The sequence below is a fragment of the Paenibacillus sp. sgz302115 genome (genome assembly GCF_056120445.1).
Window position 1 is genome coordinate 17,186 of the sequence record NZ_JBVYOK010000019.1, and the last position, 20,734, is coordinate 37,919.

20 protein-coding genes and 1 other annotated feature are annotated in these 20,734 nt (G+C 54.9%); of the genes, 2 read left to right on the forward strand and 18 right to left on the reverse strand.

Going from position 1 to position 20,734, the window contains the following annotated elements:
* Nucleotides 1-70: 70 nt before the first annotated feature.
* The 6 genes from groES to AC0LWN_RS25770 all read right to left on the reverse strand — a co-directional run bounded on the left by groES (nt 71) and on the right by AC0LWN_RS25770 (nt 3,601).
* Nucleotides 71-352 (reverse strand): co-chaperone GroES, encoded by a 282-nt coding sequence (groES, locus tag AC0LWN_RS25745; RefSeq protein WP_019913211.1) that lies wholly within the window; start codon nt 350-352, stop codon nt 71-73.
* Nucleotides 353-643: 291 nt separating this feature from the next.
* Nucleotides 644-1,417, reverse strand: a complete 774-nt coding sequence (tatC, locus tag AC0LWN_RS25750) for a twin-arginine translocase subunit TatC (protein ID WP_474670435.1) — start codon at nt 1,415-1,417, stop codon at nt 644-646.
* Between the two features lie 122 nt (nt 1,418-1,539).
* Nucleotides 1,540-1,782, reverse strand: coding sequence for a twin-arginine translocase TatA/TatE family subunit (gene tatA, locus AC0LWN_RS25755; protein WP_474670437.1), 243 nt, complete (start codon nt 1,780-1,782; stop codon nt 1,540-1,542).
* Between the two features lie 134 nt (nt 1,783-1,916).
* On the reverse strand, nt 1,917-2,402 hold the full coding sequence (locus tag AC0LWN_RS25760; protein ID WP_458966111.1) for a MogA/MoaB family molybdenum cofactor biosynthesis protein: 486 nt from the start codon (nt 2,400-2,402) through the stop codon (nt 1,917-1,919).
* A gap of 87 nt (nt 2,403-2,489) precedes the next feature.
* Nucleotides 2,490-2,963, reverse strand: coding sequence for a cyclic pyranopterin monophosphate synthase MoaC (gene moaC, locus AC0LWN_RS25765; RefSeq protein WP_474670439.1), 474 nt, complete (start codon nt 2,961-2,963; stop codon nt 2,490-2,492).
* Complete coding sequence (locus AC0LWN_RS25770; RefSeq protein WP_474670441.1) at nt 2,963-3,601, reverse strand: 5-formyltetrahydrofolate cyclo-ligase; 639 nt, start codon at nt 3,599-3,601, stop codon at nt 2,963-2,965. The genes moaC and AC0LWN_RS25770 overlap by 1 nt, the downstream gene beginning before the upstream one ends.
* Nucleotides 3,602-3,946: 345 nt before the next feature.
* On the opposite strand from AC0LWN_RS25770, the gene AC0LWN_RS25775 reads away from it, so the two are divergent.
* The gene (locus AC0LWN_RS25775; protein WP_474670443.1) at nt 3,947-5,902 is read left to right on the forward strand and encodes an ABC-F family ATP-binding cassette domain-containing protein; all 1,956 of its coding nucleotides are present in this window, start codon (nt 3,947-3,949) and stop codon (nt 5,900-5,902) included.
* Nucleotides 5,903-6,446: 544 nt separating this feature from the next.
* On the opposite strand, the gene AC0LWN_RS25780 is transcribed toward AC0LWN_RS25775, so the two are convergent.
* The 8 genes from AC0LWN_RS25780 to AC0LWN_RS25815 form a co-directional block, all read right to left on the reverse strand.
* Nucleotides 6,447-8,003 (reverse strand): 2-isopropylmalate synthase, encoded by a 1,557-nt coding sequence (locus AC0LWN_RS25780; protein WP_474670445.1) that lies wholly within the window; start codon nt 8,001-8,003, stop codon nt 6,447-6,449.
* Between the two features lie 234 nt (nt 8,004-8,237).
* Nucleotides 8,238-8,528 (reverse strand) — a binding site (T-box leader).
* Nucleotides 8,529-8,964: 436 nt separating this feature from the next.
* A complete protein-coding gene (tsaD, locus tag AC0LWN_RS25785; RefSeq protein ID WP_474670447.1) occupies nt 8,965-10,014 on the reverse strand; it encodes a tRNA (adenosine(37)-N6)-threonylcarbamoyltransferase complex transferase subunit TsaD in 1,050 nt (349 codons plus the stop codon).
* On the reverse strand, nt 10,011-10,535 hold the full coding sequence (gene rimI, locus AC0LWN_RS25790; RefSeq protein ID WP_474670449.1) for a ribosomal protein S18-alanine N-acetyltransferase: 525 nt from the start codon (nt 10,533-10,535) through the stop codon (nt 10,011-10,013). The genes tsaD and rimI overlap by 4 nt, the downstream gene beginning before the upstream one ends.
* Nucleotides 10,532-11,365, reverse strand: a complete 834-nt coding sequence (gene tsaB, locus AC0LWN_RS25795) for a tRNA (adenosine(37)-N6)-threonylcarbamoyltransferase complex dimerization subunit type 1 TsaB (RefSeq protein ID WP_474670451.1) — start codon at nt 11,363-11,365, stop codon at nt 10,532-10,534. Before tsaB ends, rimI begins: the two co-directional genes overlap by 4 nt.
* On the reverse strand, nt 11,349-11,852 hold the full coding sequence (gene tsaE, locus AC0LWN_RS25800) for a tRNA (adenosine(37)-N6)-threonylcarbamoyltransferase complex ATPase subunit type 1 TsaE (RefSeq protein ID WP_474670453.1): 504 nt from the start codon (nt 11,850-11,852) through the stop codon (nt 11,349-11,351). The genes tsaB and tsaE overlap by 17 nt, the downstream gene beginning before the upstream one ends.
* Nucleotides 11,853-12,163: 311 nt before the next feature.
* Nucleotides 12,164-13,159 carry a DMT family transporter gene (locus AC0LWN_RS25805; RefSeq protein WP_474670559.1) on the reverse strand — a complete coding sequence of 332 codons (996 nt, stop codon included), beginning with the start codon at nt 13,157-13,159 and terminating at the stop codon, nt 12,164-12,166.
* A gap of 462 nt (nt 13,160-13,621) precedes the next feature.
* On the reverse strand, nt 13,622-13,807 hold the full coding sequence (locus tag AC0LWN_RS25810; protein ID WP_019913235.1) for an H-type small acid-soluble spore protein: 186 nt from the start codon (nt 13,805-13,807) through the stop codon (nt 13,622-13,624).
* A 236-nt stretch (nt 13,808-14,043) separates the two neighbouring features.
* A complete protein-coding gene (locus AC0LWN_RS25815; protein ID WP_474670455.1) occupies nt 14,044-14,217 on the reverse strand; it encodes a hypothetical protein in 174 nt (57 codons plus the stop codon).
* A gap of 166 nt (nt 14,218-14,383) precedes the next feature.
* On the opposite strand from AC0LWN_RS25815, the gene ku reads away from it, so the two are divergent.
* Nucleotides 14,384-15,358 carry a non-homologous end joining protein Ku gene (gene ku, locus AC0LWN_RS25820; RefSeq protein WP_474670457.1) on the forward strand — a complete coding sequence of 325 codons (975 nt, stop codon included), beginning with the start codon at nt 14,384-14,386 and terminating at the stop codon, nt 15,356-15,358.
* A gap of 409 nt (nt 15,359-15,767) precedes the next feature.
* Here the strand turns inward: ku and AC0LWN_RS25825 are convergent, their stop codons facing one another.
* The 4 genes from AC0LWN_RS25825 to AC0LWN_RS25840 are packed head-to-tail and all read right to left on the reverse strand — an operon-like array spanning nt 15,768 to nt 20,701.
* Nucleotides 15,768-17,525 (reverse strand): alpha/beta hydrolase, encoded by a 1,758-nt coding sequence (locus tag AC0LWN_RS25825; protein WP_474670459.1) that lies wholly within the window; start codon nt 17,523-17,525, stop codon nt 15,768-15,770.
* A 47-nt stretch (nt 17,526-17,572) separates the two neighbouring features.
* Entirely contained in the window at nt 17,573-18,619 is a 1,047-nt protein-coding gene (locus AC0LWN_RS25830; protein WP_474670461.1) for a FecCD family ABC transporter permease, read from the reverse strand.
* Nucleotides 18,616-19,659: a FecCD family ABC transporter permease gene (locus AC0LWN_RS25835; RefSeq protein WP_474670463.1), complete on the reverse strand. Its 1,044-nt coding sequence runs from the start codon at nt 19,657-19,659 to the stop codon at nt 18,616-18,618. The genes AC0LWN_RS25830 and AC0LWN_RS25835 overlap by 4 nt, the downstream gene beginning before the upstream one ends.
* Nucleotides 19,660-19,681: 22 nt before the next feature.
* Nucleotides 19,682-20,701 (reverse strand): ABC transporter substrate-binding protein, encoded by a 1,020-nt coding sequence (locus AC0LWN_RS25840; protein WP_474670465.1) that lies wholly within the window; start codon nt 20,699-20,701, stop codon nt 19,682-19,684.
* Nucleotides 20,702-20,734: the final 33 nt, after the last annotated feature.

A 20,734-nucleotide genomic window follows, 5' to 3' on the forward strand; every position in this document is an offset into this window, starting at 1 on the left:
CAAAGCTCACCTCGAAAGCATCAGCCAATTTTGTAAGTATGTTCGTTATCACTTATGAACGGCTCTTCGATTAGTCGAGAATCGCGTGGATGTCGCTTTCTTTCATAATCAAATATTCTTTGCCTTCGTATTTGATTTCAGTTCCGGCATATTTCGAGAACAGCACACGGTCGCCTTCTTTAACTTCCAGCGGCACACGCACTCCGTCTTTCAGGGCACCGCTGCCTACAGCGATAATTTTGCCTTCTTGCGGCTTCTCTTTGGAGGAGTCCGGAAGCACAATCCCGAAAGCAGTCGTTTGCTCTTGCTCGCTTGGTTCTACCAATACGCGTTCACCTAATGGTTTGATCATGAAAAAATAGCCTCCTTTGAATATGTTGTTTAACTTGAAAACAGAATTGGATACCACAAATTGTAACGGCTTAGCAGCGTTAGCACTCAACACTCTGTAGTGCTAACAACAATTTTTATGATACTCAACTTGAAGCCGGATTTCAAGTCCTTTTGCGTAAAATCATATTTGTTTTTGGGAAAAATCTGGTTTCCGCGCTTGTCCGCCCCATACTCTCTAACATTCTATCCACCAGAGGGCAAAATATGCCCTCCTGCTTCGGCAAGAAACTAACCTGCGGGAATCTTCCCCCTACCGGGACTCCTCTGTCCTGATGTAACGCGCCTCCCGCTCATTGTCCATAGCAAGCTGCTTGCGGTAGACAAAAGCGGACAGGAACACGCTGAATTCATACAAAATCAACAGGGGAATTGTCACCAGAAAATCCGAGATGAAATCAGGCGGCGTAATAACCACAGCGATAAAGACGAGCGTGAAATAAGCATACCGGCGCATTTTACGCAAACGAAGCGGGTTGAGAATTCTCAGCTTGGTCAGGAACATAACAATCAGCGGCAGCTCAAACAGGAGCGCCAGCGGAATGACGAGACTGAACATAAAGCCGAAATACTGGGCAATGCCATAGGTTTCCTCAAGTCCCATGCCCCGGGTGATCGAGATGGTGAACGACAGCGCCATAGGGAACACAATATAATAGGCAAACGCAATGCCGAGTATAAAAAGGACGAACACATAAGGCACGTAACGCAGAGCGGCGCTCCGCTCAACCGGCCGCAGTCCGGGGCTGATGAATGCCCATAATTGATAGACAATAAACGGAACAGAGACCGTCAGCGACACTGCCATAGCGATTTTCATGTACATGCCGATGCCGTCCCAGAAGGAGAACGCATGCAGGACGAAGCCCTGCGCCGTATCAGCACTGATCAGATACAGATAAATGGGCTTAGCGACGAACAGTCCGCCTACCAGCCCGGCCACAAACACAATCAGCACATAGATGATCCTTCTGCGCAGCTCCGTAAGATGATCCACCACTGACATTTCTTCCGCTTCCTGAGACATGACTGACACCACCCTATGGCTTATGTAATAAGGCTAATGAGTTAAGAGCCGTATTCTAAAAAAGAGGCGCCCCCCAGTCTGAAGCAGCACTGAGAGAACGCCCCCGCGTGAAAGGATGTAATTTATTCCGGCAGACGTCTGTCCTGCGGTGGTTCTGCTGCCATCGTCTGCGGGGCTGCCGTCACAGGCGCTTCGCTCTTCTTGGCAGTTTCCGGCTCGCTGATAATTTCACGCGCACCGTCCTTGAATTCACGGAAGGTCCGCCCGACGGCACGGCCAAGCTCAGGAAGCTTGTTCGGACCAAAGAGCAGCAGCGCCAGGATGACCAGCAAAATAATTCCGGGAGCACCAATCCCATTTAGCATTTGTTATTCCTCCTTGTCACTCTGTCCGCTCATTCATGATATCGTTAACAGTAGATTAATAATACCATAACTTATGTCACACATCTATCAGAGATCGCTGACAATTCCTTGTGACATAACGGAAAAGGAGATAGCTATTGGCGGTACTGGCCGGTTACCATCAGCAACGCTTCCGGCAACTGATCCATGATCGCCGCCAAATTCTCATGCACACCCTTCGGCGTGCCGGGCAAATTCACAATCAGCGTTCTTCCGCGAATGCCGCAAATGCCGCGGAACAGCATGACCGCGCGGTTCTTCTGCATAACCGTACTCCGCATGGCCTCGGAGAGCCCGGGAACCTCCCGCTCAATCACACGCCGCGTTGCCTCCGGTGTAACATCACGGATCGCAAGCTCGGTGCCTCCGGTAGTCAGCACCAGATCCGCCTGGAAATAATCCGTCAATTCAATCAGTGCGGCAATAATCTCATCCTGCTCGTCGGGCACGATCCGGTATTCGACAATCTCGCCTCCAAGCTCCTCCTCCACCAGTTCCCGAATAACCTGGGCGCTCGTGTCTTCCCGTTCGCCCCTGGCCCCTTTGTCGCTGGCCGTCAGGATTGCTGTTCTCCACGCCATAGGTTGTCCCTCCCTCTATATGCTATGTATAGACGGCCGCATGATGCGGCCATTAAGCGCCTTCCCGCATAAAGCCTCTTGCTGCTCTCATTCCTCCAGCGCGTAATCTCCACTTTTGCCTCCGCTCTTATGCACAAGCAGCGTCGGGCCGATGATCATATCCTTTTGCAGCGCCTTACACATGTCATATACGGTCAGAGCAGCCGCCGAAACGGCGGTCAGCGCCTCCATCTCCACTCCGGTCTTTCCGGTCGTCTTGACGGTTGCTTCTATATATAGCTGATCTTTGCTGTTATCCCAGAAACGGATATCTATACCGGTAAGCGGCAGCGGATGGCACATCGGAATCCAGTCGGCTGTTTTTTTGGCAGCCATGATTCCGGCGACCTGGGCGACAGCAAGCACATCTCCTTTGCCGATTCTTCCCGCCTTGATAGCCGCAAGCGTTCCCGGGTCCATCTCCACGCTGCTGCGCGCGGAAGCTGATCTATGGGTAACTTCCTTGTCGCTCACGTCTACCATGCGCGCCCGGCCTTGCTCATTGAAATGGCTTAACTCCATCAATTGTTCTCCTTCCGGCAGTGAAATATGCCGTCTTCCGTAATCAGCATATCCATATAAGCATCATGATCATCCATCGGCACTTCAGAAACGAGCTGCCGGCTGAACGCCAGTCCGATCCACACCGGGGACTTCTTAGAAAGCGGAGTGCGCTGCTCCCATGAAGCCCGCAGACGGTCATAATAACCCCGTCCATAGCCAAGCCGGCCACCCTGCAGATCAAAAGCCAGCCCGGGCACAAAAACCACATCCGGCAGCTGGAATTCATCCGGTTCGCGCGAATCTCCGCCTGCTGCTGACGGTTCTAATATACCATAGGCACCCGGCGCCAGCTCCTCCCAGGAACCTACCGCATGAAGGCTCATCGTTCCGGCTGCTGCAATCACACGGGGCAGCAGCACCCCGCGGCCTTGGACCCAAGACTCCGTAATCAGCGGACGGCAGTCCAGCTCGGAGCGGAAAGGCACATAGGCCAGCAGCGAAGCCGCTCCTTCCTTCTCAAGCCATTCCCCGGCATGCCTGCAGGCCAGAGCGGATAAGGCAGCTCTCTCCTCTTGCGGCAGTCTGTCACGGACAGCGGTTCTCTCCGCACGCAGCTCCCGCTTGAGTCCGGCTAACGGCACAGTATTGCCCGTCATTCGCAGCCGCCTCCTCTTCCGTTATATCCTAGCTTATCATAGTTTGTAAACTCAGTTTACCACTCTTCCCCCCGGTTCGCCAAGGTTGTATAAATAACGTTGTTATAGGAAACATATAGCTCTATTTTCCTTCTCGTAAGCATTACAATGTCATAATTATGGCATTACAATGACGTTTTTCCGGCCTTCTATTCCGCGAATAGTGTTCCGCTTGCCCCAGGCTTGGTCTCTGGCTCTTCCCCTCGCGCGGCAAACGCTTTTCATGTAAACTATAGAATAAGGTTTTTTGTACAGCCGGGCGGTAACCGCCACGGTGAAATATGCAAGGGCGGAGGTTTCATCGGTATGCTTCTTCAAGCGACAGGAATTACAAAATCATATGGAATACAGAGTGTGCTGGACGGCATCAGTCTGCAGGTTAACGAAAAGGAACGGGTGGGCCTTGTCGGGGTCAACGGAGCTGGCAAGTCCACCTTTCTGCAGATCCTCGCAGGCGAAATGTCCTTTGACAGCGGACAAATTCATAAATCCAAGGAAACCACCATCGGCTACCTGGCCCAGAACAGCGGGCTGCAGTCGGACAAAACTATTGAAGAGGAGATGCTGGCCGTATTCGCGCCGCTGCTGGAAGCGGAAGCGGAGCTTCGCCAGCTTGAGGCGGACATTGCCGACCCTAAGCTGGCGGATGATCCGAAGCGTTACGAAGATCTGCTGGAGCGCTACGCCAAACGCTCGGATTGGTTCAAGGATCATGGCGGCTATGAAATGAACACCCGGATACGCAGCGTCCTGCACGGCATGGGCTTTGGCGAGTTCCCCCCGGATACGCCTATTTCCACACTGAGCGGGGGACAGAAGACCCGGCTGGCTCTGGCCCGCATTCTGCTTCAGGCCCCCGATCTGCTCATGCTGGATGAGCCGACCAACCATCTCGATATCGAAACACTAACCTGGCTGGAGGATTATCTGCGCAGCTATGCCGGAGGCATCCTGGTTGTCTCCCATGACCGGTATTTTCTCGACCGTCTGGTCACTACAATAGTTGAAATCGAACGCCACCAGTCCCGGCGGTACACAGGCAATTACAGCCGTTATGTGGACCTGAAGGCTGCGGAATATGAAATCCGCCTGAAGCAATATGAGAAGCAGCAGGACGAGATTTCCCGGATGGAGGACTTCGTGCAGCGCAACATCGTACGTGCTTCCACGACCAAACGGGCGCAAAGCCGGCGCAAGGCGCTGGACAAAATGGAGCGCATCGACAAGCCGCTGGGTGATTTGAAAAAAGCCAGCTTCTCCTTTGAGCCGGATTTTATGTCGGGCAAAGAGGTGCTGCAGGTACGGAACGTTGCGGTATCCTTCAGTGAGGACAGAGCACCGCTGTTCCAGAATGCCTCCTTTGAGCTTCGCCGGGGCGAGACAGCTGCTCTGATCGGTCCGAACGGTATCGGCAAATCGACGCTGCTGCAGTGCATGACCGGAACCCGTGAGCCTTCCGTCGGGACTGTAACCTGGGGAACGAAAGTGAAGATCGCCTACTACGATCAGGAGCAGACAAGGCTCAATCCGCGTAATACGGTGCTGGAGGAGCTGTGGAGCGAATATCCGATGCTGGAGGAAGCGCGAATCCGCACGATTCTGGGTAATTTCCTCTTCAGCGGCGAGGATGTTCAGAAGAAGGTTGCGGCATTAAGCGGCGGTGAAAAAGCGCGGGTTGCGCTCTCCAAGCTAATGCTGCGCGGCGCCAATATGCTCATTCTCGATGAGCCTACCAACCACCTGGATCTGGTCAGCCGCGAGGTGCTGGAGTCGGCGCTGATTGATTTTGAAGGTACGCTGCTGTTCATCTCCCATGACCGTTACTTCCTGAACAAAATGGCGGAACGCGTGCTTGAGCTGCACCCTGGCGGGATTGATCAATACCTGGGCAATTACGACGACTATATCGAGAAAAAACAGGAGCTTGAGGCCATTGCTCTGGAGCAAGCCGAGCTTGCCTCTGGCAAAGTATCCAAAACTGCAGAGGTTGAAACCGCAGCGCCGGAAAAAGGAACAGCCCTCTCCTACGAAGCGGACAAACAGGCCAAACGCGAGGAGCGCAACCGTCAGCGGCGAATCTCTGAGCTCGAAGAGAGCATTGCGGGACTGGAAGAGGCCATCGCCAATATTGAGGATGAAATGACCAAACCCGAGGTTTTTCAGGATTATATCGCACTTCAAGCGCATGAAAGCGATCTGAAGCTCAAAAAAGAAGAGCTTGGAAATTTATTTAGCGAATGGGAAAACCTTGCTGACGAATAATGTAAATATGTAAAATAAATATTTTTGAACTGTTCCCGATTTGTTCATATATAGTTATCCACAACTGCATCCACAGTTTTCGTGTATAACTTACTGCTTAAAAAGGCCCCTGCGGCCTTTTTTTATGCGTAAAATCACGCTTTTCCATGTCAAGGACTTTTTATCCACGGAACTATCCACATTATCCACAATTCGCACAAGGAATCGTTTCTTTGTAACCCTGCGTTTCCAGGGTCTTAAAAAATGCCGTTATTGCTGATTTTACACGCTTTTTACACAACGCAGACAGAATATGTGGATAACGTTGTCCACAGCTTGACAAAAGGTGCTGCTGCTCAAAATTCCTGCTTTTTTACGCAAGTGGAAACGGCTACGCCGTCCTTAATAGGACGGTATCCGTTTCAGCGAGAAATATAAGGATAAGTTATAGCGTAAAACATATAAATTCTTATATTTTCAAAAAAACAGCACTTCTCCGAAGGCTGCTAAAAATGGCCGAGTCCTCTCCCGTTCACCTCTGCCGGGCCGAGGACTCGCAAATTATCTATTCTGATTCTGAGACAGCCGAAGCCTCTTCAGCAGAAAGCAATGCCGAATTGCAGGCTGCGATATAAGCGATGCCAGCCGCCATTACTATATCCTGATGAATGGCCGTTCCCCTGAATTTATTCCCTGCCCATTCAACCATAACCGCAGCCTCGGCCTGGGCGTTCTCGCCGCTGCCCAGCGAATGCAGCTCAAGCCCCGCAAAAGCTATCTCCTCGGCAATGCCCTGCCCAATCGCCGATATAATCGCCTCCAGCGGCCCGTCTCCGGTGCTGGTATGCGAGGTTTCTGTGCCGCTTCTCAGATGGCGCACCGTAACGGCGGCGACACGTCGCGGAGCGCTGCCCGCCAGCACCTGAACCTCGCCCAGCTCGTAGACCTGGGCTTCGCGGCCGGTCGTGCTGCTGACCATCCGCAGCAATTCATCATCGCTGACGGCCTTTTGGCGGTCGGCCAGCTCTTTGAATGATTCATACAGCGCATCCACCTCTGCGCCATTCAGGGCAATGCCATACTTCGCCGCCCGGTCCCTCAGTGCATGTCTGCCGGAATGCTTGCCCAGAATGATCATGCTGCGCGGAATGCCCAGCCGCTCCGGGTCCATAATCTCATACGTGCTGCGGTCCTTCAGCAGTCCGTCCTGATGAATCCCCGATTCATGCTGGAACGCGTTCCGGCCGACAACCGGCTTGTTATAGGCAATCGGAAAATGCATCGCCCCGCTGATCATCCGCGAAGTGTCATACAGCTTATCCAGCACAATGCCCGTCTCCGCGCCCAGAGCATCCCCCCGGGTCTCCAGCGCCATCACCAGCTCTTCCAGCGCGCAGTTCCCGGTGCGCTCGCCCACGCCATTGACGGTTACTTCGATTTGGGTCGCGCCACCTTCAATAGCCGCCAGGCTGTTGGCCACGGCAAGACCCAAATCGTTGTGGCAATGGGCGCTGTAGCTCACGCTCTGGCCGCCTCTGGCTCCAAGCCGCACACGGCGGAACATTTCCCCGTATTCCTGCGGGAGCGCATAACCTACCGTATCCGGCAAATTAATGATGGATGCGCCTTCCTCAATAACCGCCTCAACCATCTCGATCAGATCATCTATTCCCGTCCGCGCAGCATCCATGGCGGTGAACTCCACAACCTCGCAGAATTGCCGGGCATAGGCAGTCATCTCACGGGCAGCAGCCACAACTTCAGCCCGGCTCTTGCGCAGCTGATGGCGCAGATGGATATCTGAAGATGAAATGAACAGATGAATGCGCCGCCGCTCCGCATCCCGGGTCGCCCGCACCGCAGCGTCAATATCACCCTTGACCGCGCGGGCAAACCCGCAGATTTCCACGCCCTGCACCTTGCGGGAGATTGTCTCCACTGCGGCAAAATCCCCTGGACTGGATACCGGAAAACCCGGCTCCAGCACATCGACCCCCAGCTCGGCCAGCTTATAGGCCAGGATAATCTTTTGCTCAGGCGTCAGACTGGCACCGGGAGCCTGCTCGCCGTCACGCAGCGTCGTGTCGAAAATCTGAATACGTTTTTTTACCGGAATAATCATGTTACACCCTCCTGCAAGTTATTGTGTGCTTAACTTCTATTCACATCATCACTTCATGTTCCTTGCACAAAGCCGCACGTCGACTTGCGGCCCTGCTGATTCCCCGCCCACTGCTGCCGGCAGCAAGTAGAGAGTGAACGATCTGCAGGCTATGCAGACAGCCTTCACTCTCAACGTTTCTTCAGGTGATGCTCATGAGCATCACCTGAACAACGCAAAAACCCGCCATCTCATGAAAGAGACGGCGGGTTACCCCTCCGCGGTACCACTCTTTTTGACGCATGGCCTTCTGTAACAGCAAAGCTCCAAGCTGCGCCCAGCTCTTCCCCATGTTGCCGCACCGGTTCCATTTGAACCGCCGCGCTTCATGAGGGTCCGTTAACGGGGACATCCGTAGCAGCGTACACCTTGCATTTCAGCTGCTCCGCTCCCGGGCGAGATTCAATGCCTCCGGTGACTGCGTCGCACCACCCCGCAGCTCTCTGTTCACCTTCAGCATCTACTGCTCCCGTTCATTGCGTGTACTCTATACAAATCTACACAAAAAAGCCTGCCGTCTCATTCAAGAGACGACAGGCTGTTAACCTTCGCGGTACCACTCTTGTTGACATCACGGTTCAGCCAGCGCTTAGCTTATGGCGGGTGACATCCACTCTACAGCCATGCAAGGTATGGGAAGCATCGCTTGTTCCTTCACTTACAGGGCTACCCTCTTACGGAGGCAAACCGTAACGGTGTACGAAAGATCCAACCGGCTTAGCTGCCGCTGGCTCAAGCTCCCTCATGAAGGAGCATTCTGCTTCCACCGCTCCGCTCCCGGACGAGTTCAGGTCTCCTTCGACTGCGTTGCACCCACCCGCAGCTCTCTAATCCCGGAGGTTCCTTACTGCTTCCATTCATCGCGTTTGTTCAAATTATAAATAATGATTGAACTGATTATACCCGCCTTCTCCAAAAGCTGTCAATAGGCCGTTACCGACCATTTCTCCAGCGAGAACCCGGGGTCGGCAACCATATCCAGAGGTGTGCCGCCATTATACCGCCATTTCACGTAAGCAGCGGCACCGATCATTGCCGCATTATCGGTGCAGTACACCGGTGGCGGAATAATCAGCTCGATGCCCTCCGCCTCGCAGCGGGCGACCAGCGCTTCGCGCAGCCCTTTGTTCGCGGCAACGCCGCCGCTGAGCAGAAGCTGCTTGGCATTACAGGCCTTGACCGCACGGACGGCCTTCTCGACGAGAACCTCGACAACGGATTCCTGGAAGCCGCGGGCAATTCCGGCCACATCCGGCTCGAGTCCCTTCATCTTGCTCTGGTTAACCACATTCAGCACGGCCGATTTCAGGCCGCTGAAGCTGAAATCATACGAATCCGGCTCCAGCCAGACGCGCGGAAGCGGCACAGCTTCAGCCGCTTCATGGGCCAGCCGGTCCACATGGGGACCGCCCGGATACGGAAACCCAAGCGCCCGGGCTACTTTGTCATAGGCTTCGCCCACAGCATCATCCCGGGTGCGGCCGATAATCCGGAACTCGCCTTCCCGTTCCATGTTGACCAATTCCGTGTGTCCCCCGGACACGACAAGGGTCATGCAGGGATACTGCAGCTCTTTGACCAGCCGGTTGGCATAGATATGTCCGGCAATATGATGTGTGCCGATCAGCGGCTTGCCCCAGGCCAGCGCGAGGCTTTTGGCCGCCACAACACCAACCAGCAGCGCCCCGACCAGACCCGGACCCTGTGTTACCGCAACCGCCGTCAGCTCCTCCGGCTGAACACCGGCCGCTTCCAGCGCCTCCTCTATCACCAGCGTAATGACCTCCACATGCTTGCGGGAAGCCACCTCCGGCACTACGCCGCCGAACGCGCGATGTGTTTCAATCTGGCTGGAGATAATATTCGCGAGCACCTCACTGCCGTCTTTTACAACCGCAACTGAAGTCTCATCACAGCTCGTTTCGATAGCTAATATAAGCACAGGCTGATCTGCGCCCGTTTCTGTCTTCATTTCAAATCCACGCTTCCTTCCATCCTGCCTTGCTCCCCATACTCCGGCAGATCCGCCCACATAATAAGCGCATCCTCACGATTGTCCGAATAATAGCCCTTGCGGGTGCCTGCCGGCCGGAAGCCTTTTTTGCGGTATAAATTCTGGGCTACCTCGTTCGATACCCGTACCTCCAGCGTAATGGACTTCATGCCCAAAAAAGCAGCCGTCCTCATCAGCTCCTCCAGCAGTCGGTCGCCCCATTTGCGTCCCCGGTACGCTGCAAGCAAAGCGATATTCGTCACATGCGCTTCGTCGACAATCGCCCACATTCCCGCATAGCCTATAATACGCCCATGCAGCTCCATCACCATATATTTGGCAAAATGATTATGCGTCAGCTCATTGCGAAAGGCTTCTTCCGTCCAAGGCATCGTGAAGGCTTCCCGCTCAATAATCAGAATTTCGGGAATATCCTCAAGCTTCATCAGGCGGAATACAAGCTCCGCTCCCTGGTCTTTTGCAGGCTCCGATTCCATCATTTGGGGTTCAGGCTCCCTTCACTGCTGCGGCGCAGATTCGCTTCCGCTTCAGACAGCTGAGTATAGTTCGGGATCAAGGCATGCAGATCGTCGCTTCCCGCTTGCAGGCGCTCCTCACCAAGATAACCGACCCAGCGGCCTTCCAGCTCGTAAGGCACGGACTGTACACTGCCTGCATTCATAAGCGGGCGAAGGGACTCCCCGCTGCCGTGAAGCTGGGTCTCTCCGACAAACCAAATGACACGCGGCTTCATGCCCTCAGCCTCTGCCTGCTCCAGCCGATTAGCCAGATCCGGCACCCAGTCGGCCATCAGCCGGATGGCATCGGGCGCAAGCCGCCGGGGCGTCCCTTCCCCGTCCGCAGCGAACAGCGCGGTGTAGGCCTGTCCCCGGCGCGCATCAAGCAGCGGAATAATCCAGTCCGGGCCAGGCCCGGACGTTCCAGACGCTGCCGGTAATCCGCCTGCCGCCTCCTGCGCCCGGGCGGCAGAAAGGCCGCCCCATGCCAGCGCGTGCAGGCTGGACACGCCAGCCACTGGCACCTTCCAGGCCCAGGCCAATGTCTTGGCTGCAGTAACGGCAATGCGTGTACCCGTATACGATCCCGGGCCAACGCCAACGGCAATTCCGCCGATCATCGCGGGAGTAGTAGCGGTAGCCTGCAGTGCCTGCTCAATAATCGGCAGCAGGTGGACGGAATGATTCCGTTCGCCGGAAGCATTAATCTCGTGCAGCAGCTTGCCTTCTTCTGTGATGGCTACCCCAAGGACAGCCGTTGATGTATCCAGCGCCAAAAACCGCTTGCGCGGCTCTTTATTTTGATTCGTCATTATCTTTACCCCACTTCTGGATCAGAGCCCGGCATACCTCACCATAAGGCTCTCCTCTTCCGGTTACCGTAATCAGGCGTTCCTGCGGTCCGGCCGTTGCAAGCTCTATATGCAGATGCCGCTCAGGCATCAACTCCGTAATGATACTGCTCCACTCCACCAGGCAGACGCCCTGCCCGTAGAAATATTCGTCCAGCCCCAGCTCGTCCGCTTCATGAAGCGAGATGCGGTAGACATCCATATGATACAGCGGCAGACGCCCCTCATACTCCTTGATAATTGTAAATGTGGGGCTGCTGACGATCCCCTCCACGCCCAAATGGCGGGCAAAGCTCTGCGAAAACGCCGTCTTCCCTGCGCCCAAATCGCCGTCCAGCCCGATAACCATGCCTGCCGCTGCGGCAGCGGCCAATTCAGCCGCGAGCAGCTCTGTATCCTGCAGGCTATATGAACGGTAAGTGAACACCGTTTCAATGTTATTGTTCAAGCTCCAACTACCACCCTTTTAGATTATTGCTTACCGGATAAACCTTACAAGGTAACAATACTTTCAATTATATCGGTATGGTACTTTTACCGCAACAACTGTGCTCTACTCATTAGGGCAATCGTTTTCGTGGACCATGCGTCCAATATTTCAGGAATAAATGATTTCATAAGCGATAGCTTGTTCATCAGGTAACTGGGGTGGAATTTCTCCACTTCATTCTGCTGAATGACCTCCCCCTAAGGATGGTTAATGGAAAAAATCCACTTAATTCCTCCTGAATTGACTGAATTGATATGACTTTTTCCACTTTATTCTGAAATCGACGAGGCTGAGTTCGCCGTGCTTAATGGGACTGAAATTTCACCCTTGGAACGCTGTGAGAGCATACTATGCAGAACCATGCCAATAACAATCACAGCAATCCCAATCCATGAGAGCAGCGAAGGCACTGGTGAGGATAGAATCAGCATTTCACCTGCCAAAGCGAACAAAACCTCCAGTGACTGCGTAGCCTCCACAGCCGCAAGTCCGCCCATGCTGCTGCGCACCATATCTGTAGCCCGAAAAAAAAGCACCGTAGCCACTATTCCCGAGGATAATGCAACGATAAGCGATTGCCCCGTCTGGGATGAGGAAGGCAAGCCGCTATCTGCGAGGCCGTACAGCCCAACGATCAGCCAGAACGGCAGACTTGCCAGTGTCATGCCGAGAATCCGCTGAAACACGTCCAGCCGGTCGCCGCACAGCTCCATCATTTTGCGGTTTCCAAGCGGATAGGCGAAGGATGCAAGCAGCACCGGAATAATACCCAGCAGCACTTGGCCCGGTTCAAGCTGCCGGGCATGCTCCGCCTGAAGCAGCGCCACACCGGCTAAGATAATCAGGGACAGGCCCAGGCCGTGCAGGGGGATTTTGCCACGTATGTATAGTCTTCCGTTAGGCCCGTCGATCCATTGTCCGAAGAAGGGGGCAAGCAGCGAACCGGAGATAATCGTAATCTGCCAGGTTCCTGCCGTCAGCCAGCCGGGAGCATAAGCAGCCGCAAAACACATCGGGGCATAGAATAGGCCAAAGCCGACTGTTCCCCATAGCAGCCAGGAGGCCGGACGCTCCTTCATAGCGGTCAATAACGGCCTCAGCCTGCCGCGGGCAGCCACAATGGCCAGCAGAAACGGCAGTGTAAACAAGTAGCGCAGCGAAGCACTCCATGCCCAGCTTCCACCCGCCAGCTCCATCTTCCGGTTAAGCACAAAGGTAATAGCAAAAAACAGCGCCGAACAAACGCCGAGTAATATAGGCCGCAGGAGGATCATCTCTTTTCATCATTTTCATAAGTTCAATATAGGGGGCGCACGCTGCGGCCGTCAACCTCTGTGTCAGCTATGCTGGCGACGCCGCAGGAATGGACTCAAAAAAACCGATTGAACGGGTGCGACCCCTCAATCGGTTTTTGCATTCTGCTTACCTGGCGCAGAGCGGTAACGCTAGTTGCACTCTGTACACTTAAATCGAGCGAATAAGGCGATAGAGTGGTTTTAATTGTAGATCATACAGTTAAAAAGTCTCATATTCCCTCGCAGCACTTTATTACCTAAATTTAGCTGCAGCAAATACAATTATAGTCTGATCTACGTAAAAATATCGCTTTTTAATTGCAGGAAGTGCAATTACCTGCCGCTCTGTCTTCCGTTGTCCGGTTCGGTTCCACTTTGTCTGTATATATTCAGCGCCACTGACCTGCTCCAACGCCGTCCCACAAAGACTTCTCAGCTATCCTGCTCTTCCAAGCGCTCGACTCCTACTGTGTGGGTATTGCCTGGCCGGGTGCCCACCTGTACCGTTGCCATCCCATTGTCAGCATCCACATGCTCAATCCATACCGGCTTCCCGTCCAGATGCACGGAAATCATATCCTTGGAGGCGTAAATCGCCTTCGCACGCTGTACGTCCATTTTTTTGAGTCTCCTTAAAGTTTTGTATAGCATAGGCTTCTTTGAAAAGCTTCGTACAAAACTCACTTCGGAAGCATACGCTTAAGTTTTGTGAGCATAGGCTTCCTTGAATAACTTCGTACAAAACTCGCTTCGGAAGCACAGGCTTAAGTTTTGTGAGCATAAGCTTCCTTGAATTGCCTCGTACAAAACTTGCTTCGGAAGCATAGGCTTAAGTTTTGTGGAAGCCCGGTCCCCTATTCTTTTGCCGCAGGCGGCTCGCCGATGGTCGATTCGGCATCAAGCCGCCGGGGATTACCATCCAGCTCATCTTCTTCCGAGGACTTCACAATGTTCTCCCAATCCACAACCTCTGCCGGAATATCCTGTTCCGATAGGGCGTCGATCCAGTCATTCCATCCTTTTTCCATACTGTTCCTCCACTTCGCTTGTGTGCCGCTGCCGGGGGTTTCGCGCAGTCTATCCTTAACAACCCGGACTTATTTTTTCCCAACCTGCGCAAAAAATGCATCAGGCTAGAATAAGCCGGGCCGTCCCATACTAAGCCAAAGTACTTAGATTCAGGAGGCGATAACCATGCATACTGTTTGGAAAGGAGCTATCAGCTTCGGGCTTGTTCATGTCCCGGTCAAAATGTTCTCCGCCACGGAGGACAAGGACATCTCGCTGCGTTACATTCATAAGGAATGCGGCAGTCCGCTGTCGTATGTGCGCAAATGTCCGGTGTGCGACAAGGAAGTGGCCTGGGAGGAGATCGGCAAGGGTTATGAGTATGAGAAGGGAAAGTTTGTTCTGTTCGACAAGGAAGAGCTGGATCAGCTCACCGAGGAGAGCAGCAAGAGCATTACGATTCTGGATTTTGTGGATTTGACGGAGATCGACCCAATTTATTTCCAGAAAACCTATTACCTGTCCCCCGATCAGGCCGGCGCCAATGCCTACCGTCTGCTGATGGAGGCCATGCGCCAGACCGGCAAGATCGGCATCGCCAAAATCTCCATCCGCTCCAAAAGCAGCCTGGCCGCCATCCGCGTGCTGGAGAGCTGCCTGGCGATTGAAACGATTTTTTATCCCGACGAGGTGCGTCCGATAACCCAGGTTCCCGGTCTGCCGGAGCCGGGGATTGTGAATGACAAGGAGCTGGATATGGCCAAGCTGCTGATTTCCCAGCTATCCACACCGTTTGAGCCGGCCAAATATACCGATGACTACCGTCAGCGGATGCTTGATCTGATCTCCCATAAGGTTGCCGGTGAGGAATTCCATATCGCCCCAGCGCGGCAGGAGACCAATGTGATCGACCTGATGGCCGCGCTGCAGGCCAGCATCGAGGCCGTACAGCATATTCCATCAGATCCCGGTCCCGCCGTGTCCGGTGCTGCTGCCAAACCAGCCGCCGCTTCACCATCCCGGAAAAAGACAGCCAAAGCCAAAAAATCTATGCCAACTGCTGACGGAACCGCGGTCATCCACGAAGACACCGGACCGATTCCGGTTATCGCACCCAAAGCGAAACGCCGCACGGCCAAAAGCAAGGAATCCGGCGCTTAGGCAAGGCAATTGCTTACAGACCCCTTCAGGTTACAATAACGGCAGTTCTGCTGTTATTTCTGGTTGAAGCTCCGTTCTTCGTCCAACAACAGCATTACTGCTGTTATTTCAGATTGAAGTACCCAATCTCGCTCCAACAACAGCATTTCTGCAGTTATTTCAGATTGAACTACCCTATCCTGCTCCAATAACGGCAGTTCTGCTGTTATTTCTGGTTGAAGTACCGACTCACGATTCTCCTAGTTCCACCTGTTTTTAGTTCATTTCGTAAGCATTAGCCTTGGCACTTAAGGGGATCAATGGATTTCCCGGATTAAAAGGGGCGGCTTACGCGCACTCTCTAGCAGACATAGACACATGCGGCCAGCCCCACGCACACGCAAGCCCCGGCCCACACCTGCGCATCCCTTTAAATACACAGCTCCGCACCATCTTCTGCGAACACAAAGCGGAGCATCGGGCTGAACATTGGCTGCAGCACCGACATATGGCCTTCGTCTTTGAACTCGGTATAGACCAGCCTGCGGAGTCCGCTTCCCGCGTATGGACGCAAGCGCTCATAGAACGCCTCAGCGTTCTCCAGCATATTGGTATCCGCCGAGCCGATGCCGATCATCAGCGAGCATTCCTGCTCCCCGCTGCGCAGCCGCTCTTCCAGTCCGGGCAGCAGTTCGAACAGCGCCCGTTCCTTCCACCAAAGCGACGGACTGCCCGCGACATAGGTACTGAACAGACGGCTGCGCCGGATCAGGGTATACAGGGTGAAAAAGCCGCCCAGCGAGTGCCCGAACAGCGCTGTCCGGCGCTCATCTACGGCGTATTTGCGGCGGATCAGCGGCATCAGCTCCAGCTCGATGAAGCCCAGAAAAGCGTCCGCCCCGCCGTTCACTGGCCAGGGCGACCCATCAGGTCGCAACCCCTGCTGCAGATCGGGAATGGTAAGATCCCTGAACCGCCGCTCCGCAACAAACGGCCCTGCCGCCGGATAGCCAATGGCGACGATAAGACCGGACGGAAGCCCCCGCGGATGGCGGGTCTGGAGGCGCATCGCGTCATTTAGCGAGGCGAAATAGGCGTTACCGTCCACGGTATAGAGCACCGGGTACCCTTCCGGCGGTGCAGGCTTCAGCGGGATGTGGACGAAGATGCGGTAGGTCAGGCCGTTGTGCAGCGAGGTCATATCCCAGACCTCGGTTCCCGGCAGCGTGCAGGCAGTGACCGTTGAGGTCAGTTCCTCGCCTGCACCAGGCAGCGAAGTAGCTGCCCTGCCGCCTTGTCCCGCCCGGCCCAATCCGCCAGTTCCCTCCGCATGGCCGGTTCCGCCTGCTAATCCTGCACTTGCGGCCCCTATAGCAGCTTGAACGCCTATTCCGCTCCCCCGCACTCCCGCCCCTAGGACTGCACCTGCTCTGGCCCCTGCCTCCTGTCCCTCGGCATCGCCGTACAGCCAGCCTAACGCTTCGGGGAATTGACGGGACATGAACGCCAGATCGTGAGCAGCGCCGTCGATAAGCTCCAGCCGGAGCTGCCGCTCGTCCGGCAGTTGCCCGTGCAGCAGGCGGTATACTTGAAGCGTGCTGCTGACGGCATGCCGCTGAATATTGATCTTGTATACTCCTTCGCGGTTGCCCACAGAGAGATAGATCCGCTGGCCGGACACCGGCAGCGGATTCGCTTCCGAATAGTCGAGCATGCCATCATACCAGATGGAAGGCGACAGCAGCCCGAACCGTCCGAAGGCATCAGGACGGCGGTAGGCGGCGAGCAGCGTCACCAGCCCGCCCAGCGAATAGCCAATCAGCCCTGTGGACTGCGGCTGCGGGTCCGTGCGGAACACGGAATCAATATACGGCTTGATGCCGTCCGCCACTTTATCAAGGTAGGCCGGTCCTCCTCCGCCGAAGTCTGATCTTCCTGCCGTGGCGGCGGGCGAAGGCCAAGGCGTGTATTCATCGTTCCGGGACGGGCTGCTGATTCCGACAATAATCAGTTCAGCCAGAAGCCCCTCACGGAACAGTCTGTACATATAATTCAAGGTGTTCGTCATCAGCGTAGCGCCGTCCTGCAGATACACGGCGGGATAACGCCTTTTCGACAAAGCATAGGAAGGAGGCAGGAACACCGTCAACCGGCGTCCCTGCCATTCCAGCTCTACCACTTCAAACATCGGTTCCCCATCCTCTCATCCTTCATATCTCTTAATCTGCAGCAGCTTCATCGGCTACTTCGACCCTGCGTGCGCAGCAGCCAGACAAAATAAGGCACGCCGACAATCGACAGCACCACGCCCACCGGCAACTGCGACGGCGAGAAAATGGTACGCCCGATAAAATCGCTGACCATGACAAGCGCAGCGCCCAGCAGACCGCTGAGCGGCAGCGACCTCCGGTGCGAGAGGCCGGTCAGGCGCACGGCCATATGCGGGGCGATCAGCCCAACGAAGCCAACGCTGCCGGCCACGGACACTCCGGCGGCAACGAGACCGACACTGGCCATCAACACCATGTTCCGCTCCCTCTCCAGCGGAACGCCAAGCCCAACCAGGCTGGTATCGCCAAGCCACAGCAGATCAAGGACATGCGTTTTGCACAATAAATACGGCAGCACCACCAGCATCCACGGCAGCATGGAGACGATAAACAGCCAGTTGGCCGAATTCAGATTGCCCGACAGCCAGGAGGCGGCCCGCTCAAAGTCATTCGGGTTCATCTTCAGCGAGATGTACATCGTAACGGCGGAAAAGCCGGTCGTAACCGCAATTCCCACCAGAACGAGCCGCTGGGGATCAATTTGCCCCCCGCTGCGCGCCAGAAGAAAGATGATCATAGCCGCCAGGAGTCCGCCTACTACACCGAAGATCGGCATGAGCATAACCGCCAGCGCACCTTCGGTTGGAATCAGCCCTTGCAGGAAGTACATAAACAGCACAACGAACATTCCCGCACCGGCATGAATGCCCAGGATACCCGGGTCCGCGAGCGGATTGCGCGTAAGGCTCTGTACCGAAGAGCCGGCGATTCCGAGCGCCAGCCCCAGCAATGCCCTGAGTACAATCCGGGGCAGCCTGAACTGAAATAGCACCAGGCTAATCTCAGGCTCCGCCGCCCGGCCGAGCAAGCCAAGCACAACTTCTTTGACCGACAGCCGCATCTCACCGGTGGTTAGACCAAGAAGGATAAGCGCCACAATGACGGCAAGCAGGCCCAGCACAATGGCCGGGTAGCCTGAGCCAGGCAGGAAGCGGGCTGCATTTTTCTTCATGCACTTCCCTCCCCTTTCTTGCGCCGGATCAAATACAGAAAGAACGGCACGCCGAACAAAGCCAGCACAACGCCAATCGGCATCTCGAACGGATAGTTCATCCAGCGGGACAGCAAATCGCAGGCGGCAAGGAACAGGCCGCCGAGCACGGCGGACAGCGGTATAATGCGGCGGTAGTCACTGCCGGTGAGCAATCTTGCGATATGCGGAATAATCAGCCCGACGAAGGCGATTTTACCGGCGATAGCTACGGCGATTCCCGTCATCAGCGCGACGGCCACCATCGCCCCGCCCTGAATAAGCCAGACTCTTTGCCCAAGGGAGGCCGATACCTCGTCCCCAAGCGCGAGCACGGAAATAAAACGGGACAGAAACAGCGCCAGCACCAGGCCCGCTATAGCGTAAGGCCAGACCAGGCCGAGCTGGCCCAATTCCATCTGGTAGAGCCTTGCATTGTACCAAAAGCTGATTTTTTGCGGAATATGATAATACATCGCTAGCGCATCCGATATCCCATTCAGGAACATGCCGGTGATAATGCCCAGAATAGCCAAGGTCACCCTTGAGCGGCCATTCGGAATCAGATAAGCCATGCCAAAGACAATGGCCGCACCGAGCGCCGACCCGGCCATCGAAACGAGCAGCAGGCCCGTCCCGCCGATGGACGGCGCATAGACCATGCACAGCGTCACGGCAAACACCGAGCCGTCCGATACTCCAAGCAGGGAGGGTGAAGCCAGATCGTTACGCGTAACCCCCTGCATGATAGCCCCCGATACGGCTAGCAGCATGCCAACGAGCAGCGCCCCGAGAGCCCGGGGCAAACGTGCATGAATAATTATTTGATGGTTCAGATTGCCGGAATCATAATGCAGCAAGGCATCCCGCACATCCATGAGCGAGATGCCTTTGGCTCCATAGAGCACCGAGCAGGCGACAAGCAGCACAGCCGCTGCAGGAAAGCCTGCAAGAATAATGCCGAGCAGCCTGTTCTTGGAGGAGCCTGCAACGGGAAGCATGCCAGAATTGGTGGTGGTCATAGCTTGTACCCCAGCGCAGCCATTAGTTCTGGATTCGTTCCATAAAGGCTTTCAGGAACTGGATTTTGCTGTAGGCGGTGCCGCCCTGCGCCAGAGGATCAACTGCATTGACGAATACTTTTCCATTTTTCACCGCATTCACACTCTTGAAGATCGGATTGCTCTCGATATCCTTCAGCGCCGAAGTGTTGTCCGGATTCTCATCCTCGGAGAACTGGATAAAGAGCACATCGGGGTTGATTGCGGCAAACTGCTCAATCGACAGCGCCTCCTGGGATTTAGCCGCCGCAATGGTCTCAGGCACGGCAAGCCCCAGATCGCTGTATAGCAGCGGGTTGTAGTACAGCTTAGGTCCATAGATGCAAATTGAGCCCTCACGGATACGTACGAGCACTACCTTCTTGTCCTTCAGCTTATCGGCAGCGGCCGACTTCGCTTGCGCCAAATCTTGCTTGTAGGTGTCAATCAATTGGGCCGCCTGCTCCTGCTTGCCGCTAAGCTCGCCCAGCAGCGTCAAATTCGCTTCCCAGTTGGTAGCGACATGTGAATAAGGGATCGTCGTCTGAATCTGTCCAAGCTTGTCCAGTACAGCGGCGTCGAACTTGGTCGTGCCCAGGATGACATCGGGCTTCAGCGACAATATTTTCTCGAAATTCGGGTCTATCTTCTCACCGATGGATTCGGCCTTGTCCGTGATGGAAGCGAACATTGCAGGGAACTTGCCTGCCGAGCTGATTGCACCTACCGGATGAATATCGAGCAGGATGGAATCCTCCATCGCCTCCAATGCACCGGTAATCACGAACCGTTCAACCTTGGCCGGTACTGTATAGTCCTTGCCCAGGTAGCTGATCGTCCGGGTGGCGCTTGCTTCTGGGCTGGCGGTTGCCTCGGCCTCTGCTGAAGGACTTGCCGACGGGCTTGCCGAAGCTGCCACACTGGGCGCCTCCGTACCTGCTGTTTCTGTATTGTTTTTTCCTCCGCATGCTGCCAGTACGACCAGTAGAAACATGCTCAGCATGAGATATACTGTCTTTTTCATATCGTTGACTCCCTCCACTTTGTTGAGAATTAT

Coding starts and splice junctions, on each gene's coding strand:
- groES (WP_019913211.1), bottom strand. CDS start 352: ATGATCAAACCATTAGGTGAACGCGTATTGGTAGAACCAAGCGAGCAA.
- tatC (WP_474670435.1), bottom strand. CDS start 1,417: ATGTCTCAGGAAGCGGAAGAAATGTCAGTGGTGGATCATCTTACGGAG.
- tatA (WP_474670437.1), bottom strand. CDS start 1,782: ATGCTAAATGGGATTGGTGCTCCCGGAATTATTTTGCTGGTCATCCTG.
- AC0LWN_RS25760 (WP_458966111.1), bottom strand. CDS start 2,402: ATGGCGTGGAGAACAGCAATCCTGACGGCCAGCGACAAAGGGGCCAGG.
- moaC (WP_474670439.1), bottom strand. CDS start 2,963: ATGGAGTTAAGCCATTTCAATGAGCAAGGCCGGGCGCGCATGGTAGAC.
- AC0LWN_RS25770 (WP_474670441.1), bottom strand. CDS start 3,601: ATGACGGGCAATACTGTGCCGTTAGCCGGACTCAAGCGGGAGCTGCGT.
- AC0LWN_RS25775 (WP_474670443.1), top strand. CDS start 3,947: ATGCTTCTTCAAGCGACAGGAATTACAAAATCATATGGAATACAGAGT.
- AC0LWN_RS25780 (WP_474670445.1), bottom strand. CDS start 8,003: ATGATTATTCCGGTAAAAAAACGTATTCAGATTTTCGACACGACGCTG.
- tsaD (WP_474670447.1), bottom strand. CDS start 10,014: ATGAAGACAGAAACGGGCGCAGATCAGCCTGTGCTTATATTAGCTATC.
- rimI (WP_474670449.1), bottom strand. CDS start 10,535: ATGATGGAATCGGAGCCTGCAAAAGACCAGGGAGCGGAGCTTGTATTC.
- tsaB (WP_474670451.1), bottom strand. CDS start 11,365: ATGACGAATCAAAATAAAGAGCCGCGCAAGCGGTTTTTGGCGCTGGAT.
- AC0LWN_RS25810 (WP_019913235.1), bottom strand. CDS start 13,807: ATGGACGTACAGCGTGCGAAGGCGATTTACGCCTCCAAGGATATGATT.
- AC0LWN_RS25815 (WP_474670455.1), bottom strand. CDS start 14,217: ATGGAAAAAGGATGGAATGACTGGATCGACGCCCTATCGGAACAGGAT.
- ku (WP_474670457.1), top strand. CDS start 14,384: ATGCATACTGTTTGGAAAGGAGCTATCAGCTTCGGGCTTGTTCATGTC.
- AC0LWN_RS25825 (WP_474670459.1), bottom strand. CDS start 17,525: ATGTTTGAAGTGGTAGAGCTGGAATGGCAGGGACGCCGGTTGACGGTG.
- AC0LWN_RS25830 (WP_474670461.1), bottom strand. CDS start 18,619: ATGAAGAAAAATGCAGCCCGCTTCCTGCCTGGCTCAGGCTACCCGGCC.
- AC0LWN_RS25835 (WP_474670463.1), bottom strand. CDS start 19,659: ATGACCACCACCAATTCTGGCATGCTTCCCGTTGCAGGCTCCTCCAAG.
- AC0LWN_RS25840 (WP_474670465.1), bottom strand. CDS start 20,701: ATGAAAAAGACAGTATATCTCATGCTGAGCATGTTTCTACTGGTCGTA.